Source organism: Mesorhizobium sp. WSM4820 (assembly GCF_055811075.1).
Map to the genome: position 1 here is coordinate 75,886 of NZ_JBVVQN010000021.1, position 19,632 is coordinate 95,517.

Annotated in this window: 19 protein-coding genes, 1 tRNA gene and 1 pseudogene; 12 read left to right on the forward strand and 9 right to left on the reverse strand. The window is 61.4% G+C overall.

Features of this window, described 5'->3' with window-relative positions:
• The first annotated feature begins 20 nt into the window (after positions 1–20).
• Complete coding sequence (locus AC0L2R_RS27565) at positions 21–1,523, forward strand: peptidoglycan DD-metalloendopeptidase family protein (RefSeq protein WP_473512673.1); 1,503 nt, start codon at positions 21–23, stop codon at positions 1,521–1,523.
• Between the two features lie 225 nt (positions 1,524–1,748).
• Here the strand turns inward: AC0L2R_RS27565 and AC0L2R_RS27570 are convergent, their stop codons facing one another.
• A complete protein-coding gene (locus AC0L2R_RS27570; RefSeq protein WP_473512674.1) occupies positions 1,749–2,624 on the reverse strand; it encodes an ATP-binding protein in 876 nt (291 codons plus the stop codon).
• A 277-nt stretch (positions 2,625–2,901) separates the two neighbouring features.
• On the opposite strand from AC0L2R_RS27570, the gene yajC reads away from it, so the two are divergent.
• From yajC to AC0L2R_RS27590, 4 genes are all read left to right on the forward strand, one after another.
• Positions 2,902–3,240 carry a preprotein translocase subunit YajC gene (gene yajC / locus AC0L2R_RS27575; RefSeq protein WP_023802565.1) on the forward strand — a complete coding sequence of 113 codons (339 nt, stop codon included), beginning with the start codon at positions 2,902–2,904 and terminating at the stop codon, positions 3,238–3,240.
• A 323-nt stretch (positions 3,241–3,563) separates the two neighbouring features.
• On the forward strand, positions 3,564–6,116 hold the full coding sequence (gene secDF, locus AC0L2R_RS27580; protein ID WP_473512675.1) for a protein translocase subunit SecDF: 2,553 nt from the start codon (positions 3,564–3,566) through the stop codon (positions 6,114–6,116).
• A gap of 15 nt (positions 6,117–6,131) precedes the next feature.
• Complete coding sequence (locus tag AC0L2R_RS27585; RefSeq protein ID WP_023802563.1) at positions 6,132–6,521, forward strand: Mth938-like domain-containing protein; 390 nt, start codon at positions 6,132–6,134, stop codon at positions 6,519–6,521.
• A 1-nt stretch (position 6,522) separates the two neighbouring features.
• Positions 6,523–7,374 (forward strand): phytoene/squalene synthase family protein, encoded by an 852-nt coding sequence (locus AC0L2R_RS27590; RefSeq protein ID WP_473512677.1) that lies wholly within the window; start codon positions 6,523–6,525, stop codon positions 7,372–7,374.
• 61 nt (positions 7,375–7,435) lie between these two features.
• Here AC0L2R_RS27590 and AC0L2R_RS27595 read toward each other — a convergent pair whose 3' ends face one another.
• The 3 genes from AC0L2R_RS27595 to trmFO form a co-directional block, all read right to left on the reverse strand.
• Entirely contained in the window at positions 7,436–7,768 is a 333-nt protein-coding gene (locus AC0L2R_RS27595) for a type II toxin-antitoxin system RelE/ParE family toxin (protein ID WP_473512703.1), read from the reverse strand.
• Complete coding sequence (locus AC0L2R_RS27600) at positions 7,740–8,042, reverse strand: type II toxin-antitoxin system ParD family antitoxin (protein WP_091596942.1); 303 nt, start codon at positions 8,040–8,042, stop codon at positions 7,740–7,742. The genes AC0L2R_RS27595 and AC0L2R_RS27600 overlap by 29 nt, the downstream gene beginning before the upstream one ends.
• 72 nt (positions 8,043–8,114) lie before the next feature.
• Positions 8,115–9,524, reverse strand: coding sequence for a methylenetetrahydrofolate--tRNA-(uracil(54)-C(5))-methyltransferase (FADH(2)-oxidizing) TrmFO (gene trmFO / locus AC0L2R_RS27605; protein WP_473512679.1), 1,410 nt, complete (start codon positions 9,522–9,524; stop codon positions 8,115–8,117).
• A gap of 120 nt (positions 9,525–9,644) precedes the next feature.
• Between trmFO and AC0L2R_RS27610 the strand changes: the two genes are divergently transcribed.
• Entirely contained in the window at positions 9,645–10,235 is a 591-nt protein-coding gene (locus AC0L2R_RS27610) for a hypothetical protein (RefSeq protein ID WP_473512681.1), read from the forward strand.
• A 369-nt stretch (positions 10,236–10,604) separates the two neighbouring features.
• On the opposite strand, the gene AC0L2R_RS27615 is transcribed toward AC0L2R_RS27610, so the two are convergent.
• Positions 10,605–10,745, reverse strand: coding sequence for a DUF1127 domain-containing protein (locus tag AC0L2R_RS27615; RefSeq protein WP_023802557.1), 141 nt, complete (start codon positions 10,743–10,745; stop codon positions 10,605–10,607).
• Between the two features lie 54 nt (positions 10,746–10,799).
• Positions 10,800–10,940 carry a DUF1127 domain-containing protein gene (locus AC0L2R_RS27620; RefSeq protein ID WP_006335194.1) on the reverse strand — a complete coding sequence of 47 codons (141 nt, stop codon included), beginning with the start codon at positions 10,938–10,940 and terminating at the stop codon, positions 10,800–10,802.
• A 236-nt stretch (positions 10,941–11,176) separates the two neighbouring features.
• Here AC0L2R_RS27620 and AC0L2R_RS27625 point away from each other — a divergent pair, with 236 nt between their 5' ends.
• Together AC0L2R_RS27625 and AC0L2R_RS27630 are read left to right on the forward strand one after the other, a co-directional pair.
• Entirely contained in the window at positions 11,177–12,292 is a 1,116-nt protein-coding gene (locus tag AC0L2R_RS27625) for a DUF2157 domain-containing protein (protein WP_473512683.1), read from the forward strand.
• Positions 12,289–12,871, forward strand: a pseudogene (locus AC0L2R_RS27630) (GDYXXLXY domain-containing protein). The gene AC0L2R_RS27625 and the pseudogene AC0L2R_RS27630 overlap by 4 nt, the downstream one beginning before the upstream one ends.
• A gap of 89 nt (positions 12,872–12,960) precedes the next feature.
• Here the strand turns inward: AC0L2R_RS27630 and AC0L2R_RS27635 are convergent.
• Positions 12,961–13,043 (reverse strand) — tRNA-Leu (locus AC0L2R_RS27635).
• A 343-nt stretch (positions 13,044–13,386) separates the two neighbouring features.
• Here AC0L2R_RS27635 and AC0L2R_RS27640 point away from each other — a divergent pair.
• Entirely contained in the window at positions 13,387–14,238 is an 852-nt protein-coding gene (locus tag AC0L2R_RS27640; RefSeq protein WP_473512685.1) for a hypothetical protein, read from the forward strand.
• Positions 14,239–14,884: 646 nt separating this feature from the next.
• Complete coding sequence (tig, locus tag AC0L2R_RS27645) at positions 14,885–16,357, forward strand: trigger factor (RefSeq protein WP_091597207.1); 1,473 nt, start codon at positions 14,885–14,887, stop codon at positions 16,355–16,357.
• 62 nt (positions 16,358–16,419) lie between these two features.
• Here the strand turns inward: tig and AC0L2R_RS27650 are convergent, their stop codons facing one another.
• Together AC0L2R_RS27650 and AC0L2R_RS27655 are read right to left on the reverse strand one after the other, a co-directional pair.
• Positions 16,420–16,746 (reverse strand): antibiotic biosynthesis monooxygenase family protein, encoded by a 327-nt coding sequence (locus tag AC0L2R_RS27650; protein ID WP_473512686.1) that lies wholly within the window; start codon positions 16,744–16,746, stop codon positions 16,420–16,422.
• A gap of 64 nt (positions 16,747–16,810) precedes the next feature.
• Complete coding sequence (locus AC0L2R_RS27655; protein ID WP_473512688.1) at positions 16,811–17,692, reverse strand: alpha/beta fold hydrolase; 882 nt, start codon at positions 17,690–17,692, stop codon at positions 16,811–16,813.
• 295 nt (positions 17,693–17,987) lie between these two features.
• On the opposite strand from AC0L2R_RS27655, the gene AC0L2R_RS27660 reads away from it, so the two are divergent.
• Positions 17,988–18,368 (forward strand): c-type cytochrome, encoded by a 381-nt coding sequence (locus AC0L2R_RS27660; protein ID WP_023802551.1) that lies wholly within the window; start codon positions 17,988–17,990, stop codon positions 18,366–18,368.
• 135 nt (positions 18,369–18,503) lie between these two features.
• Positions 18,504–19,451: a heme o synthase gene (locus AC0L2R_RS27665; protein WP_473512689.1), complete on the forward strand. Its 948-nt coding sequence runs from the start codon at positions 18,504–18,506 to the stop codon at positions 19,449–19,451.
• Positions 19,452–19,632 lie beyond the last annotated feature (181 nt).

The following is a 19,632-nucleotide window of genomic DNA, read 5'->3' on the forward strand; positions in this document are numbered from 1 at the left end:
GGTATCTGCGGGTAAATGCGATGCAATTCAGTATTTTGAAGGCAAACGGACGCAACCTGGCGCGGGGTATCGCCGTCCTGATGGTTGCGGGCACTACGGCGGGATGCAGTTCCCAGGTCTCGCGGTTCAACAGCGTCGATGATGTCTTCACCTCGTCGACAAACAACCAGCGCGCCATCATCGACAAGCAGGACGCCGCCCAGCCCTATCCCGGCGATACCGCCGCGGTTTCGACCGCGCCGCTCGACGGCAGCCACACCCAGTCGGTAAGCCGTTCAAGCCTCGAACCGGTCACGACGCAGCAATTGCCGCCGGTCGACCAGGCGCAGCCGGCTACCGCGTCGGCGCCCGCCGCCAGTCCGGCTCGCACCGCTTCGGCGCCAGCCGCTCCCCGGGTCGACCGGACTGCCGGAACCGTGGCAAAGCCGTTCAAAGAGTCACAGCCCGATGCCCCGCGCATGGCGACGGCGGGCGGCGAACCGCGTGCAGCCGAGATCATCGTCAAGGACGGCGAGACCATTTCCGGCCTGTCGCGGCGCTACGGCGTGCCCGCCGACGCCCTGATGAAGGTCAATGGGCTAAGCGCGACCAACGGGCTGAAGACCGGCCAGAAGATCGTCATCCCGGCCTATGCGTATTCGGGCAAGAAACCGGCGCCGAAGCTTGCCGACGCCAAGCCTGCGAACGACACCAAGCACGATGTGCCGGCCAAGGCGCCGGAGATGGTCGCCGTGCTGCCGCAGCAGCCCAAGCTCAAGGAGGGCAAGTCCACCGCGCAGGTGGATGCATCGGCCGCAGCAAGCCAGCCGAAGGACACCGCACCCAAGGCGGCTGGTGCCGGTGGCTCCTACACCGTGCAGCAGGGCGATACGCTGTCGGCCATCGCCAGGAAGACCGGCGTCGGCGTGGTTGCGTTGAAGCAGGCGAACGGCATGCAGGACGGTCTGCTCAAGATCGGCCAGACATTGAAGGTGCCGGCCGGCGGAACCGCGACGGTGGCCAATGCCAAGCCGGCAAAGGTCGATCCGGTAACGACTGCCACCACCCCGCCTGCGGCGAAGACGACGCCGTCGGAAACGCTCGCCGCCTACACGCCGCCGAAGAAGGAAAAGGTCATCCAGCAGGCCGAGGACGACGACGCGGTCGCGCCGAACGCCACCGGTATCGGCAAGATGCGCTGGCCGGTGCGCGGCCGCGTGATCTCCAGTTTCGGCGGCGGCAAGGACGGTGTCGACATCGCCGTGCCGGAAGGAACGCCAGTCAAGGCGGCCGAGAACGGCGTCGTCATCTATGCCGGCGATGGCCTCAAGGAATTCGGCAATACAGTGCTGGTGCGCCACGAGAACGGTTTGGTCACAGTCTATGGTCACGCCCGTTCGATAGAGGTCCAGCGCGGCCAGAAGGTCAAGCGCGGCCAGGAAATCGCGCAGTCCGGCATGAGCGGCACCACCGACTCGCCGAAACTGCATTTCGAAGTGCGCAAGAATTCGGCGCCGGTCGATCCTTCGACCTATCTTGAATAAAGAAAGTCGATCCTTCGACCTATCTTGAATAAAGAAAGTCGATCCTTCGACCTATCTTGAATAGAACAAGAAAAGCGATTGCGGGCCGCCTGACCTCCAGTCCGGCCCGCCGGCTCGGCCCGCTCCGCAAGGGGCGGGCTTTTTCAGGGCGTTTCCGGACCATGATCTTGTCCGAAAACCGGGCTCCACTTTTTGCTACGCTGACCTTCGATTCGGGATCATGGTCTAATCCTGGAGCGACTTGCCGAGCCGGCCTGCCAGATCCTGGGTGTACTGCCAGGCGACGCGGCCCGAACGGCTGCCGCGCGTCGTCGCCCATTCCAGCGCCTCGGCGCGTAGCGTCTCGGGATCGATGGCGAGTCCGTGATGGCGGACATATCCGTCGATCATGTCGAGATACTCGTCCTGCGAGCATTTGTGGAAGCCGAGCCAGAGGCCGAAACGGTCGGAGAGCGAGACTTTTTCCTCGACCGCTTCCGACGGGTTGATGGCGGTCGAGCGCTCATTGTCGATCATGTCGCGCGGCAAAAGGTGGCGCCGGTTCGACGTGGCGTAGAAGATCACATTGGCCGGGCGGCCCTCGACTCCGCCTTCGAGCGCCGCCTTCAGCGACTTGTAGGACGTGTCATCGCGGTCGAATGAGAGGTCGTCGCAAAACAGGATAAAACGGTAAGGCGCTGCCTTCAGCAGCGCCATCAGCTTCGGCAGCGTGTCGATGTCCTCGCGGTGGATCTCGATGAGCTTGAGTGGCAGGTCCAGCTTTGCCGATGCGTTGACCGCCGCATGCACGGCCTTGACCAGCGAGGATTTTCCCATGCCGCGTGCGCCCCACAACAGCACGTTGTTGGCTGCGTAACCGGAGGCGAAACGCTCGGTGTTGTCGACCAGTATGTCGCGTACGCGGTCGACGCCGCGGATCAAACCGATGTCGACGCGGTTGACCTTGCGCACCGGCTCCAGATAGCCGGGATCAGCCTGCCAGACAAAGCAGTCGGCCCCGCCGAGATCGGTTTCCGGCACCCGAGGCGGGGCGAGGCGGGCGACCGCCTCGATCAGGCGGTCGAGCTTCCTGTTCAGGGCTTCGATGGTGCTGTCGGTCATTCTTGTCTTTTGTTTTTGCATTCACGAAGCAACGGAACCTATTGATTCCGGCGGTTTCGGAACCGGCTCCAACCTTTTGTTAGGGCACGATCTTTTTCGAGAACCGCGCTCCATAATTCGGGACCATGCTCTAACACGGCTCAACCAGCCGGAAAAGCAGCTGAAATGCTCGGCCGCAGTTGCATTGGCAACTTTACCGACTATATTCCGGCCAAATTTCACGGGGCCGCCAAATTACCCGTTTGGCGGCTGTTTTTCAAAATTCAGGAGTACTTCGATGTTCGTGACACCGGCATATGCCCAAGGCGTCGGCACCTCCCCGGATATGTTCATCAGCATTTTGCCGTTTGTCCTGATTTTCGTGATCATGTATTTTCTGATCATCCGGCCGCAGCGCACGCAGTTGAAGAAGCGCGGCGAGATGCTGGCGGCGGTGCGCCGCGGCGATACGGTCGTCACTGGCGGCGGTTTCGTCGGCAAGGTGACCAAGGTCATCGATGACAACGAGCTCGAGATCGATCTCGGCGGTGGCACCAAGGTAACGGCGCTGCGCTCGACGATCGCCGATGTGCGCGTCAAGGGCGAGCCAGTGGCGAACCAGAACGCCAAGAAATAAACCGATTGGCGAACGATCTGCGGATACACCCAGACCGACAAACGCCATTTGCTGTATTTTCGCGCTTCAGGACGAACCTGATCTGGCTGGCCGCCGGTATCACGGGGCGCCAACGATCTCGTGATGCCATTGCGCGCTGGTCCCATGCCGGCAAGATTGACAATAGTTGAAGAAAGCCCGATGGCAGCATCAAAGTGAACTGCCTTGTGCTCGACATCAACCTTTGTGCGGACCACGGCGAGCCAGTGGCGAACCAGCGCGCCTATAAATAACCCAATTCCAGGCGGAACGATCCGCCCGAATGCCGTGACGGACGACGCCATATGCTCTATTTCTCGCGCTTCAAGATGATCCTGATCTGGCTGGCCGTGGCCGCCACAGTGATCCTGGCTGCGCCCAATCTTTTTTCGGCAAGCACGCTCGCCAAGCTTCCCGACTGGGTGCCGAAGCGCCAGATGACGCTCGGCCTCGATCTGCAGGGCGGCTCGCATATCCTGCTCAGGATGGATCCGAACGATCTGATCAAGGATCGGCTGGAGACGACGCGCGACGAAATCAGGACGCGGCTGCGCGATGCCAAGATCGGTTATACCGGCCTTGCCGGATCAGGCCGGGCCGTGCAGGTCCGCATCACAGATCCCGGTCAGGTCGAAGCCGCCAAGACGGCGCTGAAGACATTGACCGACCCGGTGGCCGCCGGCCTGTTCAGCGGCGGCTCCGTCCAGGAAATGTCGCTGGAGGATTCCGAGCCCGGCCTGCTCAAATTCGCCTTCACCGATGCCGGCATCAAGTATCGCACGTCGACGGCGCTGGCGCAGTCGCTCGAAGTCGTCGAGCGCCGCGTCAACGAACTCGGCACCACCGAGCCGATCGTGCAACGCCAAGGCGACGACCGCATTCTGGTCCAGGTGCCGGGCCTGCAGGATCCGCAACGGCTGAAGGACATTCTAGGCCAGACCGCCAAGCTGACCTTCCAGATGGTCGACCAGTCGATGCCGGTGCAGGACGCGCTCAACGGTCGTCCGCCGGCCGGATCCTCGGTGTTGTATTCGCAGGATGATCCGCCGGTTCCCTATCTGATCGAGAACCGCGTCATCGTTTCTGGCGAAAATCTCGTCGATGCGCAGGCGACGTACAATTCCCAGACCAATGAGCCGGTGGTTTCGTTCACGTTCGATTCCAAAGGGGCGGCGCGTTTCGGCCAGGCCACCTCGCAGAATGTCGGCAAGCTGTTTGCCATCATCCTCGACAATCAGGTGATTTCGGCGCCGCAGATCCGCGAACCGATCCTTGGCGGCAGCGGCCAGATCTCAGGCAATTTCACCGCCGAGAGCGCCAACGATCTCGCCGTGCTGTTGCGTGCCGGCGCGCTGCCGGCGACGCTGACGGTGATCGAAGAGCGCACGGTAGGCCCTGGGCTCGGCGAGGATTCCATTCACGCCGGCAAGGTTGCCGGCGTGATCGGCTCCATCCTCGTCGTCGTGTTCATGTTCGTGGCCTATGGCTTTCTCGGCTTCATTGCCAACATCGCGCTGGCGGTGCATGTCGCGATGATCATCGGGTTGTTGTCGTTGCTTGGCGCGACACTGACATTGCCCGGCATCGCCGGCATCGTGCTGACCATCGGCATGGCGGTCGATTCAAACGTTCTCATCTACGAGCGCATCCGCGAGGAGCGACGAAACGGTCGCTCGGTAATCCAGGCGATCGACACGGGCTTTTCCAAAGCGCTGGCGACCATCGTCGATTCGAACGTCACCTCGCTGATCGCGACCGTGGTGCTGTTCTGGCTCGGGACCGGCCCGGTGAAGGGCTTTGCCGTAACCTTCGCCATCGGCATTCTGACCACCGTCTTCACCGCCTTCACCTTCACCCGCCTGCTGGTGTCGATCTGGCTTCGCCGCGCCCGCCCGAAGGAATTGCCGCGCGCGCCGGTGACCTTCGTCCCGCCGGGCACACGAATTCCGTTCATGGGCATCCGCCGCTGGACATTCGCGCTGTCCAGCGTGCTGTCGATCCTGGCGGTCGTGCTGTTCATGACCGTCGACATCAATTACGGCATCGACTTCAAGGGCGGGTCGCTGATCGAGGTCCAGGCCAAGGATGGCACCGCCGATATTGCCGACATCCGCGGCAGGCTTTCGGAACTCAATATCGGCGAAGTGCAGGTGCAGCAGTTCGGCGACCCGAACGACGTCTTGATTCGCGTCGGCACGCAGGAGGGCGGCGAGAACGCCGAACAGACCGTCATCGACAAGGTGCGTGGCGAGTTGCAGGACCATTACGATTTCCGCCGCGTCGAAGTGGTGGGACCGACGGTCTCCGGCGAGCTTGCCAAGCAAGGCACCATCGCCATGCTGATCGCGCTGCTCGGAATCCTGGTCTATGTCTGGTTCCGCTTCGAATGGCAGTTCGCGGTCGGCGCCATCATCGCCACGGTCCACGATGTGGTCATGACCATCGGCTTCTTTGTCATCACCGGTCTCGAATTCAACCAATCGTCGCTTGCGGCGATACTCACCATCATCGGCTACTCGCTCAATGACACGATCGTCGTCTATGACCGTGTTCGCGAAGACTTGCGAAAATACAAGAGGATGCCGCTGCCGCAATTGTTGAACAACGCCATCAACGAGACGCTGTCGCGAACGACGCTGACCTCGGTGACGACGATGCTCGCGCTGCTGGCGCTGGTGCTGTTCGGCGGCGAGGTGATCCGCTCGTTCACGCTGGCGATGCTGTTCGGCGTCGTCTTCGGAACCTATTCGTCGATTTTCATCGCCGCGCCATTGCTCATCCTGTTCAAGCTGCGGCCGGAAACCGCGACGGCCGATGTGGAGAAGCCGGTGAGCGGCGGCAAAGCCATAGCAACCTGACGGGTGGCCAACGGGATGACCAAAGGCATTGTCATCCGTGAAGCGCATTTCCCCGGCCGTGCGCCGATCGAGGCCTATGGCAATGGCGGGTTTCGTTTCGCCGACATGTCGCATCGCGGCTCGCTCCTGTGCCTGCCGTCGGGCATCTATGGCTGGGAGCCGGCTGATCCCCTGGCACTGACGGCGGCGGATTTCGCCAAGCTGCTCAACGAGGCTGACCAGGTCGAGATCCTGCTGGTCGGCGCCGGCAAGGATCTCAGGCCGTTGCCGGCAGCGCTGCGTGCTGTGTTGAAGGCGGCGGGCATTGCGGCCGATCCGATGTCGACTGGTGCTGCCGTGCGGACCTACAATGTTCTCCTGGCGGAAAACCGTGCGGTGGCCGCCGCGCTGATTGCCGTCGAGTGACGTGAGCGAAAACGCCAAAATCGTCATGGAAACGGTGCGCGCCGCCGACCATGATCGCTATGTTTGCGCGCTCTATGCGCCCGAGGACAAGCGTGACGCGCTATTTTCGCTCTATGCCTTCAATGCCGAGATATCAGGCATTCGCGACCGTATCCGCGAGGCACTGCCCGGCGAGGTGCGACTGCAATGGTGGCGCGATGTCATCGCCGCCGAGGACGCCGGGGTAGGCACAGGCCATCCCGTCGCCGACGCGTTGAAGGCGACGATTTCCGCCCATCACCTGCCGAAGCCCGCCTTCGAGAACATGCTCGAAGCCCGTATTTTCGATCTCTATGACGACCCCATGCCGTCGCGCACCGATCTGGAAGGCTATTGCGGCGAGACAGCAGCGGCGCTCATCCAGCTTGCAGCGATGGTGCTCGATCCCGTCGAAGCGCCGCGTTTCGCCGAACTTGCGGGCAGGGCAGGTTGCGCACAAGCGATGACCGGCCTTTTGCTGCTGCTGCCATTGCATCGCAAGCGTGGGCAATGCTTTGTCCCGGCCGACATTCTGGCCGCGGCAGGATCGTCGTCCGAAGAGTTCGTTGCAGGCGATGACGGGCCTGGAGCACAACGCGCCGTCGCCGCAATGATCGCGCTGGCGCAAGAACATCTTGCAGCTTTCGAAAGCGGTGCATCGTCGTTGCCGGATTCGCTCAGACCAGCATTTTTGCCGCTGGCCTTGTCGCGCGCCTATCTCGGCAAGATGGAAAGTTCTCGTCAGTCACCTCTGAACGAGGTGGCGCGGCTCTCGGCCTGGCGCCGGCATTTTCTGTTGTTGCGCCGCGCGACGCGAGGCTGGCCGGACGCCTGAAGGCTGCCAAGGATGAAGGAATCCGGAAAGCCGGAACTATCACGGCAGCCGTAGACGTCTGTCACGATGGGTCGCTCGATCCGCCATCGCGCATCAGCGCCTCATAGTCGCGACCGCCATAGAAGATGTTGACGATGCGGACGAGTTCGTCATCGACAACGTAAGCGATGATGGCAGAGTGCTCGAACGGCACTGTCCGCAATCCCGGCGCAATGTCATCGCGCGACCGGCCACCACGAGGCGCATTGCCGATGCTCTGGCAGCGTTGTTTAATCCGATCGACAAAACCATTTGCGATGCTTTCGCTGCCGCTGCTCTCAAGGATGTAGGCAGCCATCGCTTCGAGATCGGCAATAGCTTCTTCGCTAAGAGCGACGGCGAGACGCTGTATCATCATTGTCTCGCTCGCGTTGTGAAATCCGGCTCTTTACCCTGTCGATTGCTTCTTCGAGCGAAACAGCGGGCCTTGTATCCTCGATCGATGCCTTCACGCGCGCCCTGATCGACGCCATCCGCTCGGCATGCTCTTCCTCCTCGCGCTGGAAGGCACGAAGTGCTGCGCGGATCACCTCGCTCGCCGAACCAAAGGTACCATCCTCGACTTTTTCGCGGATCATGCGCGCCATGGCGGGCGTGACGGTGACGGACAGTTTCTCGGCGGGCTCCATGGAATTGCTCCCTGTGGCGAGGTAGGATAATATCCTACTCTCCGATCAACTGATCGACAAGACCGGAAAAGGCTACTCCGCTGCTTCCGCCTGCGAAGGCAGCCCTAGCCATTGCCGGCAATCATCCAACGCACGCGATGTAACAGCACGCCGCCTGGCGACGGTCTTGTCCTTGCCGCGCAGGCGTTTTCCCTCGGCTTTCGGCGCTTCCACCGGAGGGAACAAGCCGAAATTGATGTTCATCGGTTGGAATGAGCGCTTTCCCGGCTCGTCGTCGGAAACGATGTGACCGCCGGTAATATGGTTGAGCAGCGCGCCAAAGGCTGTGGTCATCGGCGGCAGCGCCGGCGCGTGGCCCAACCGCTCGGCGGCGGCAAAGCGCCCGGCAAGCAGGCCGATGGCGGCACTTTCGACATAGCCCTCGCAGCCGGTGATCTGGCCGGCGAAGCGCAGGCCGGGCCGTGATTTCAACTGCAGCGATTGGTCAAGCAACGTCGGCGAATTGATATAGGTGTTGCGGTGCAGGCCGCCGAGGCGGGCAAACTCGGCGTTTTCGAGGCCCGGGATGGTGCGGAACACGCGCACCTGCTCGGCGTGCTTCAGCTTGGTCTGGAAACCGACTATATTGTAGAGCGTGCCTAGCGCATTGTCCTGGCGAAGCTGCACGACGGCATAGGCCTTTACCGACGGATTGTGCGCATTGGTCAGCCCCATCGGCTTCATCGGCCCATGGCGCAGCGTCTCGACGCCGCGCTCGGCCATGATCTCGATCGGCAGGCAGCCGTCGAAATAGGGCGTACCTTCCCATTGCTTGAATTCGGTCTTTTGGCCGTCGACAAGCGCCTGCACGAAGGCTAGATATTGCTCCTTGTCCATCGGACAGTTGATGTAATCCTTGCCGGTGCCGCCAGGTCCGACCTTGTCGTAGCGCGACTGGAACCAGCAGATGTCCATGTCGATCGTGTCGAAATGGACGATCGGCGCGATGGCGTCGAAGAAGGCGAGCGCATCGGCCCCGGTCACTTCCGCGATCGATTGGGCGAGCCCAGGTGCGGTCAGCGGGCCGGTGGCGATGATCGCCTGGTCCCAATCCGCCGGCGGCAGGCCTGGCACTTCCTCGCGCTGGATGGTGATGAGCGGGTGCGCTTCGAGCTTTTTTGTCACCGCTCCGGAAAACCCGTCGCGGTCGACAGCCAGCGCACCGCCGGCCGGCACCTGGTGCGCGTCGCCGGCGCTCATGATCAGCGAACCGGCCAGCCGCATTTCGGCGTGCAGCAGGCCGACGGCGTTGGTCTGCGCATCGTCGGAGCGGAAGGAATTGGAACAGACGAGTTCGGCCAATCCATCCGTCTTGTGCGCATCGGTGCCGCGGATGGGACGCATTTCATGCAGCACGACGGGAACGCCGGCTTCGGCCGCCTGCCAAGCGGCTTCAGAACCGGCCAGGCCACCGCCGATGACGTGAATGGGTTTCTTGTTCATGAGCGCCGAAATAATCCTTTGTAGCTGCGATTGCAATTACACGAGCCGGCCGTGTCGGCCGCGTTGTTGCCGCCAAGCGCTGCAATCGTCTACTGTCGGAGAATGGACGGGGTGCTTGGGATGTTTGCTAGAGCGACATTTCTGACAGTCGTGATCGCCGTGGGTGGATCAGCGGCCGCCGGCGAACTGGCCGCGACGGCTTCCAAGCGGATCCCCATCTGCCACGGCTACAGTTGCAACTATCGCACGATGCTGGCGCTTGGCCCCGGTGACGGCGCGCGTTTCCGCTCTATCCTGCGTGCCGGCGCCGGTTCGCCCCAAGCCGAGCGTGCGGCTATTTCGAAGGCTGTTCGCTATTTCGAGCAGCGCATTTTCCGGGCCACCGGCATTCGCGATCTGCCGCAGTCGGAATTCGGCGCATCGCGCATCAGGGGCCAGATGGATTGTGTCGACGAATCGACCAATACCCATGCGCTGCTGGTCTATCTTGCCGAGCGAAAATTTTTCAGGTTCCACAAGGTCGAGGACAAGGCCTCGCGAGGCTTGTTTGTCGACGGGCGCTATCCCCATTGGACGGCGGTGATCAGCGACCGCAGAGGCACCGAGTGGGTGGTGGATTCCTGGTATGCGCCGATGGGCGGCGCACCGGACATTTTTCCGCTCAGCCAGTGGAAGAAGAGGGGTGTGCTGGAAAGCGGTGCGCTCGACTGACGACAGGGACTTCCCCGCCAGAACGAATTCCCAGAACGATTCTCAGAGTGTGCGTCGAGCCTGAAAAACAACAACACCCGCCGGGGGAGGATCCGGCGGGTGTCGTTTTGCTGGTCGATCCTCGGGAGGAGGTGAAGATCGACCGTATTCGCCATCGCCGGGGAGGAGGTCGGCTTTGACGAAATTCCTTTCGCCTTATGAAAGGGGGCGAAACCCTTTTGGACGAAATCGCTTCGCCCTGGGGGAAACAGCGCCCGCCGCGGGAGGAGGTGCGGCGGGCGCCGTTTTTGTGGTCAACCCTCGGGAGGAGGTGAAGGCTGACCGTATCCGTCAGGGTCGGGGAGGAGGTCGACCCTGGCGAAATTCTGACTAGATCGCCTTGCGGGCGATGCTCTTGATCTCTTCGCGGACGATGCCGAGATCATGCAGCTGGCGGTTCGAAAGGCGACCCAGTTCGGTAACCGTCGAGCGATAAACGCGCCAGTTACGATAGTTGCGGATCAGGTTCATTGTCGTTCTCTTTTCAAGTCAAACTGGTTCGGACCATTTGCGGTCCGAAGAGGATTAGACCGCCTTGCGGGCGACGTAGTGGATGTCGCTGCGGCTGATGCCGAGGTCGGTCAGTTCACGGTTGCTCAGGCGGCTCAGCTCGGAAACGGTGTCCCGGTAGCGGCGCCAGTTGCGGTAGTTGCGGATCAGGTTCATGGTATTCTCGTTTCGTCTTTCTTCCGGATCATTCCGTCTTTGTGTACGCCCTGAAGATAGGTCGGGTCATATCGATTTAAAAGCGCTATTGGTGCATGGCAGCAATGCAAATTGTGCAATGCACAATCGCCGGCAATTCCCGTCTTCGACATAGATAGGCCAGAATCGGAAAATGCCGTAGCGTCAACGGTTTGTCCGGGTCGGCTGAAGAGACAACCAAGCTGGAGGAGAAAGGCATGGCGAGCTATTCGTCGCGGGTCAGGGCCGATATCGCCCGATGGCTGCAGGCTGACCTGATCGACGCCTCGACGGCCGACGCGCTGACGCGCGACGTCGAGGCCAATGAGCGCAAATCACTGAGCTTCGGCTCGATCCTGGCGATGATGGCGGCGCTGCTTTTTGGTGCGGCCGTCCTGATCTTCGTCGCCGCCAACTGGGAAGCCATTCCGCGGCTGGCGCGGGTGGCAGCGCTCTTCGCCATCATCTTCGCCGGCTATGTCGGCGGCGCCGTGCTGAAGACACGCGACCATGCTGCAATCGGCGAGGCATTCTGGATCGTCGCCGCAGCGGCATTTGGCGGATCGATCGCGCTGATCGGCCAGATGTACCATTTGTCCGGCGACGAAGCGTCGGCCCTGATCACCTGGGGCGCGGGCACCGCCCTGGCGGCAGTCGCGCTGCGCTCGAACCCGCTTACCGTAGCTTCTGTCGGCATTGCCGACGCGTGGCTGTTCCTGAGAGGGTTCGATTATTTCAGGCGCACGGAATTTCCGCACCTCTTCGTCGTCATGGCGATCGTGTTGTTCGCCATTTCGTTCTGGACCCGCAGCCAGGCGGCGCGGCATCTGATCGTCGTGTCGGTCATCTTTTATCTCGTGCTGTTGTTTACGGAATACGAAACGCTGCAGGTCGCCGTCCCGCTCATTGTCGTGTCGGCGCTGCTTTTCGCGGCTGCGATCTTCGCTGCCGAGCCCGTCGACGGGGTCTTGCAACTCGGTGGCAGGTTGCCGCTACACGCGCTGATCGGATTTCTCACCGGCCTGGCGATGATCCAGTTCGAACTGGCCGGTGAAAGCAATAACAGCGGCTTTGGCATTGCCTCGGCCATTGCGCTTGCCGGCACTGTCGCGGCAATCGTGCTGGGCGGCCGCGAGAGCAGGGGCTTGCGCTGGGTTGCCTATGCCGGCTTCGCCTTCGAACTCGCCATCATCTATGTGGTGATGCTGCAGTCGATGCTCGACACGGCAGGCTTCTTCCTTGCAGCCGCTGTGCTTCTTGGCCTGCTTGCCCTTGTCATCCTCCGCGTGGAGAAGCGCATGAGGCTCCCGAGCGTAGAAGGAGCAGCGGCATGATGACCGGCAAAAAACTGATCATTTCAGCGCTGGTGCTGACACTCGTCCAGATCGGCTTCCTGAGCTGGATCATCGCCGGCCGGGCGGCGATCCTGCGCGACGGCAAGCAGGTGCTGCTGAGGGTCGAACCGATCGACCCGCGCGATCTGCTGCGCGGCGACTACATTATACTCAGCTATGATATTTCGCGCCTGCCGGTGAAGCTGATCGCCAACATTCCGACCGGCAAGCTGACGAGCGACGATACGCCGATCGTGGTCAGGCTGAGACGGGGCTCCGACGGCTATTGGGGCGCGACCACGGCCTGGTTCGGGCAAGCGCCGGCACCGGCAGCATCCGATGAAGTCAATATCGTCGGGCATGTGTCAGAAGGGTGGGATCTCAGCGCAGCCACGACGATCGCGCCGAATTACGGCATCGAGCGCTTCTATCTGCCGGAAGGCGAGGGGATGGGCGATCCAGAACGACATGCGGGTGCGGCCGTTCGGCGTCCGCGTCGCAATCGCAACCGATGGCGCCGCGCAGATCAAGGCGCTGATGGACGGCGACAAGACGCTGTTCGAGGAACCGCTCTATTAGAATAGGCACGGATTAGAATTGGGAAAGCGCGACCGCGGCCCCCAACGCCTTCCGGTACTGGAACCTTAGTCCACTGTTCGAGGGAGCAGTGGTGCGGGTAGAGGGACTCGAACCCCCACGTTCTCACGCCAGAACCTAAATCTGGTGCGTCTACCAATTCCGCCATACCCGCTGGCTTCGTGTCACCGTGACATGTCTATGTCACAACCCATGTCACAAGTTCAACACTTAGATTTTCGAGGTTTTTGGGCCTCGCGTTGGCGTTCGGGGCCACTGCGCGGACTTTCTGTCCACAGTAGGCGACGGCGGCGCGAACGAACTCGTCGGCGGCCGGGTCTTCCTGCCCAAGGATGTATTCAAATTTCTTTCAAATTGATTCGGAATATTTTTCTACTCGTAAGTCACGACCGCAAACATTGTTTCCTGTTAGCGATTCAAACACTCTCTGGGTTCGTTATTGCTAAAGTAGCAAATTTGAAACTGCTGCTGTGGGGTAATTACCAAAGGAGAGTGTCATGGCAAACGTCGTTAACAGTTTCGCCGCAGCTTTGGCCTGTGGTGCACTTGTTTTATCTCTTTCTTTTCCCTCCAGCGCAGGCGGCATTAGCGTCGGCGCCGGCGCATCGGTTGGCGGCCGAGGCGGCGTAAACGCCGGTCTCGGCGCATCGGTTGGCGGCCGAGGCGGTGTAAACGCCGGTCTCGGCGCCTCGATCGGCGGCAGTGGCGGCGTCAATGCGGGAGTCGGCGCTTCGATCGGCGGTAGCCGCGGGGTAAATACGGGAGCCGGCGCATCGATAGGCGGCAAGAAACGCATTATCGCGGGTGTCGGCGCTTCGATCGGCGGCCGAAGCGGAGTGAATGCCGGCGCCGGTGCATCGATCGGCGGCAGCAGGGGCGTTAGCGCTGGTGCCGGCGCCAATGTCGGCGGCACTCGTGGCGTCACGGCTGGCCTGGGTGCCAGTGTCGGCGGCACTCGTGGCGTCACGGCTGGCCTGGGTGCCACTGTCGGCGGCACCCGTGCCGTCACGGCCGGCCTGGGCGCCAATGCCGGCGGCACCGGTGGTATCACTGCTGGCGCAGGCGTAAATGTAGGCGGCACCGGCCTCGTTGCAGCGGGTGTGAGTGCCAATGTTGGTGGGACGACCGGGGTCGGAGTCGGTGTAGACGTCGGCGGCGGGACCCTTGCTGGCACACCCGCGACTCCTGGAACACCCGGGACTCCTGGAACACCTGGCGTGAGCGTGGTCGCGCAGTTGTCCAGCAGCCAGTTGATACGGATGAAGAAGCGCTGCGTCGACGTGCTCGGGAGCGGCGGGACATACGATCGCGACCTGCGTGAGCTCTGCTTGCTGATCGCACGACGCTGAGAAGACTGTTGCGCAAACGGGAGTGTCGCATCGGCCGTACAGGCTTTGACAACACTCTCCTGGCCTCGCGGCCGGCCCGCCACTCGCAAGGTGGCGGGCTTCTCTGCGTCAGGACCGCTGCGCCAAGCGGCTGACGACTTCGGGGTAGCTACACCAGCGGGAGCCAAGTCGGAGTGGAGCCTAAAATCCAGCGCGTCCAGCAATTCCGCCGCATCCGCGTTGCCCGCAGGCAGCCATCATTCTGTCAATGTCGCGGTCAAAATAGCGGCCGTTCGCCGGCGCATGATCCCGAAAAACGAAAAATCGTATTTTTGGGGATCACGCGCCAAAATCAAGGTGCTCCAGCTTCCTGCGCGTCCAAGATGACGCGCGGCGCTGTAGACGCGAAGATGGTTGAAAATCGGCCGCGCCTGTGACAAAAGGCGTGTCGAATGTGACGGGATGCGACGATCCACTTCTGCAGAATGTGATAAGAAGTCGGAAAAACAAAGACTTATTCACATTTTGGAGCGTGTTTCTGGACGATTTTGAGCCGCGTTGAGTGGACAGATCGCCAAGTCCCGCACCAAAAGCCATTCCCGGCAAGATCATACCGGCAGGCTGTAAACGGCAAGAGCCGTTTGGCTGCGGAAACGAAGGTTCTATGATGCAGGTCACCGAAACGCTCAACTCCGGTCTCAAGCGCGAGATCAAGATCACCGTGCCGGCCGGTGACATGGAAGCCAAGCTGATGGCGCGGCTTTCAGATGCCAGGAGCAAGGTCCGCATCAACGGCTTTCGCCCCGGCAAGGTGCCGGTGCAGCACCTGCGCAAGGTCTATGGCAAGTCGTTCATGGCCGAAGTGGTCAACGAGATCCTCAACGATTCGACCCGTTCGATCATTACCGGCCGTGGCGAAAAGGCTGCCATGCAGCCCGAAGTGATCATGACCGAGGACGAGAAGGAGGCCGAGAAGATCCTGGCCGGCGGCGCCGACTTCGAGTTCCGCCTGAACTACGAGATCATTCCGCCGATCGAGATCAAGGATTTCTCCGACATCAAGGTGACGCGTCAGGTGTTCGACGTGCCGGATTCGGAAATCGATGAGCAGGTCAAGCGGGTCGCCGAATCGGCGCGCACCTACGAACCGAAGACCGGCAAGGCCGCCGAGGGCGACCGCGTGACGATCGACTATGTCGGCAAGATCGATGGCGAAGCCTTCAGCGGCGGCGCCGGCACCGACCAGCCGCTGGTGCTCGGCTCCAAGGAATTCATTCCCGGCTTTGAGGATCAGCTCATCGGCAGCAAGGCCGGCGACGAGAGGCAGGTCACGGTCACGTTCCCGGAAAACTATCAGGCGGCGCATCTTGCCGGCAAGGAAGCCACCTTCGACGTCACCGTCAAGGAAGTGTCCCAGCCCGGTGCGTTGGAGATCAACGACGAAATGGCCAAGAATCTCGGCTTGGAGTCGCTGGAGCGTCTGCGTGAAGTGGTGCGCGGCCAGATCGAGAACCAGTTCGGCTCGATGACGCGCCAGAAAATCAAGCGCCAGCTGCTCGACCAGCTCGACGCCGCCTACTCGTTCGAGGCGCCGTCGAAGCTCGTCGAGGCCGAGTTCAACAACATCTGGAACCAGGTCAACCGCGATCTGGAAGCCGCCGGCCGCACCTTTGCCGACGAGGAGACGACGGAAGAAGAGGCGCGCGCCGAATATATGCGGCTTGCCGAGCGCCGTGTGCGTCTCGGCCTGGTTCTCGCCGAAATCGGCGAGAAGGCCGGCGTCACCGTGTCGGACGAGGAATTGCAGCGCGGCCTGCTCGAGCAGGTGCGCCGCTATCCGGCCAACCAGCAGCAGGAAGCCTTCGAATTCTACCGCAGCAATCCTGAAGCGCTGAACACGTTGCGCGCGCCGCTGTTCGAGGAGAAGGTGGTCGACCATCTGCTCAGCCAGATTTCGGTCACCGACGTCAAGGTCAGCAAGGAAGAGCTGATGGCCGACGACGAGGACAGCGAGACGGCCAAGGCGAAGCCGGCGAAGAAAGCCGCAGCAAAGAAGGCCGACGCCAACAAGGCCGACGATGCGGAAGAGCCCAAGAAGAAGGCCGCGCCGAAGAAGAAAGCTGCCAAGGACGCCGAATAACACGGCATTCTGCTGGATGTGAAAGGCCGCCCTCGAGGCGGCCTTTTTTTCGCCGCGCCGCATTACTCGTGAGGCAGTTGGCTGACGAGGATACGCATCACGGTTACTCGCTTGGGCAGCTCAACGAGAAACTCTTGGTCGCGCGGCAGGTGGTGGATCTTGTGCGGGTCGCCGCCGGTGAAGCTCGCCATGGCATCGACGTCAGGCCAGTACGAGATCGTCACGAACTCCGTCTCTTCTTCGCGATCTTCGCGAAATAACTGTACGCCGAGTGCCTTCTCCTGAAGCGGCGGAATGCCTTCGCGGCGTAGGTATGGCTCGTAGGCGTCCGCCAGATCACGGCGTGTCCTTCCCCGCCAGATCCGGGCGATTGTGGCGTTGTCGATCATGGCGTGCGCTCCTCTCGATGGGTGGTCAGCAATGGCGGAATCCGCTGCGGTGTTGTGCGGGCGATTAATGCAAGACCTTGCCCAGAAACCGTCGCACCAGTGGCAGGGCGACCTCGAAATGGGTCTCCAGCAGCCAGTGCCCTGCTTCGTTCAGCAAATGCAACTCGGCCTCAGGGAGATCGCGCAGATAGGCGCGCGCTGCCGGCTCGGGCATGTATTCGTCCTTCGGTCCCCAAAGGATCATTGCCGGTGGCCGCCGCTCGCGCAGGTATGCCTGGTAACGAGGGAACCAGTCGAGATTAGCCTTGAGCTTCTCCATCAGTCCGACTGAAAGCGCACGGCGCACAGGCGTATCCATCAGCGGCCAATGCAACTTCCATAGATCGGGCGGGACACGTCGAGCGACGTCGTCATCGACTTCGCCTACGAACTCGGCGCGAAAGCCGTCTTCGCTCACCGCCTGTTCGAGCGGTGCACGGTTGGCTGGCGAAGGATCACGCCAGAAACGCCGGATCGTTTCATACTTCGGGCCAAGAGCATCGGCGTAGATGTCGCCATTCTGGATGATCAGGGCCCTGATCCGCGATGGGTGCGCTATGGCGTGGCGCAGGCCGATCTGCGAGCCGTAGTCGTGCAACCATAACGCGTAGCTACCGAGCTCCAGCGCGTCGGTGAACCGCTCAAGGAACGTTGCATAGGCATCAAAATCATAACCGAACCGTGCCGGATCGCCACTGTAGCCAAAGCCGGGGAAATCCGGCGCGACCGTCCGCCACCGATCGGCGAGCGCCGGCATCAGCCGGCGATATTGGAAGGATGAGCAGGGATAGCCATGCGGAAGCAGCAACACCGGCGCGGTTTCAGGACCTGCTTGTCTGTAAAAGACGGTGTCGCCGTCGATCGTGCGGGTGCCGTGGCGCACCTCCAGGTCGCTCCTGTCGTTCATAGACACTTCTCTGAATTTTTGATCTTTCAGATGTTTAACCGTAGCTGGTCTAACGCCTTTACCCGGTATGCGTTCCGGTTACGCTCTACGCCGATCGGCCTGCCTCGTCGCTTCGGCGCCAATCTTGCTGGTCGACTTCTTCTATCTGCCGGCCAGATTTTGTGGTATGTAGATGCCGCAATTCCATGCGGGAGACGCGGATATTCCGCTCTGTCGTGCAAGGGGCGCATGACGGCGAAAGTGTCGGCAGGCGCAGATCGTCCAAGGCAGATTTGGCGATCGGGGAGGAAATGCCATGCGTGCAATCGCGTTTTTCGCAGTCGTGTCCGTTGCGACCTTTGTCACGAGCCAATCCCAGGCACAGGATGCCGCCGCCGGTGAGAAGGTCTTCGCCAAATGCAAGGTTTGTCACGTCGTTGACAAGGACCAGAACAAGGTCGGGCCGTCGCTGAGCGGCGTCATCGGCCGGACGGCCGGCACGCATCCCGGGTTCAAGTATTCCAAAGCCATGACTGAGGCGGGTAAATCCGGCGTCAAATGGGACGACGCCACGCTGACGAATTATCTTCGCGATCCCAAGGCCATGATCAAAGGTGGGAAGATGGCGTTTCCCGGCCTCAAGAAGGACGAGGATCTCGCCAACGTCATCGCCTATCTGAAGCAATTCTCCAAATGACCCGGTTCTTCCGCCAGGAAGTAACCCGGTTCTTCTGCCAGGAAGTAACCCGGTTCTTCCGCCAGGAAGTAACCCGGTTCTTCCGTCGGCCGATGGGCCGGCCAGATTGCGTGTGCCAATCGGTAGTCGCCTGAAATGTCGGCTCGGGAAAGCGGCCTCAAGGATACCGGTATCCAGATCTCTGAAGCGACGGTCAGTGATTTCTTCGCGCTTTTGAAACCACGCGTCATGGCGCTTGCTGTCTTTACCGCTTTCGTCGGCCTGATGGTGGCGCCCGGGGCGATGAACCCGGTCATCGCCGTGATTGCAATCGGTGCAATTGCGGTTGGAGCGGGAGCGGCCGGGGCACTCAACATGTGGTACGATGCCGATATTGACGCGTTGATGTCGCGCACCTCAAAGCGGCCGGTCCCGTCAGGCCGGGTCACGCCAGGCGAAGCGCTCGGCTTCGGCATGGTGCTTTCCGTGCTTTCGATCATGACGCTCGGCGTGCTGGTGGGGTGGCTCGCCGCATCGCTGCTGGCCTTCACCATCTTCTTCTACGTCGTCATCTACACGATGTGGCTGAAACGCTCGACGCCGCAGAACATCGTCATAGGTGGCGCCGCGGGTGCGCTTCCTCCGGTCATCGGGTGGGCGGCCGCCACTGGCGCCGTCGGGGTTGAAAGTCTCGTCCTGTTTCTGATCATTTTCCTCTGGACGCCGCCGCATTTCTGGGCGCTCGCGCTGTTCAAGATCGGCGACTATGCCGCGGCCGGCATTCCGATGATGCCGAACGTGGCCGGCCAGGTTTCGACCAGAAAGCAAATCTTCGTCTATTCGCTGATCCTGGCGCCAATCGGCGTGCTCCCTTGGGCTGTCGGATTCGCGAGCGGATGGTACGGGATTGTTTCGGCCGCATTGGGCGCGGGTTTCATCTGGCATGCCTGGAAGCTTCTGGTCGACAAAAGATTGGCTGAAGGGTGGGAGATGAAACGCGCAAAGGCGCTGTTTGCCTATTCGATTCTCTATCTTTTCGCGATCTTTGCCGTGCTGCTTGCCGATACCGTTGCAATGCGTGTCGTCATGTCAGCCGGAGATTGACGGCATGACCTGCCTCGTGGCTGCATTGAATCCTGATGTTCTCGGATTGTTTGCCGGGTTGAGAATCGGCGATTGCTGAACGAGGTGCGTCCGAACCTGCTTAAACCTCACGTTGGCACTGCGCAGAATCCCAGCACCAGCAGAATAACTATGCCAAGGCCGAGTATAAGAACGGTCTTTC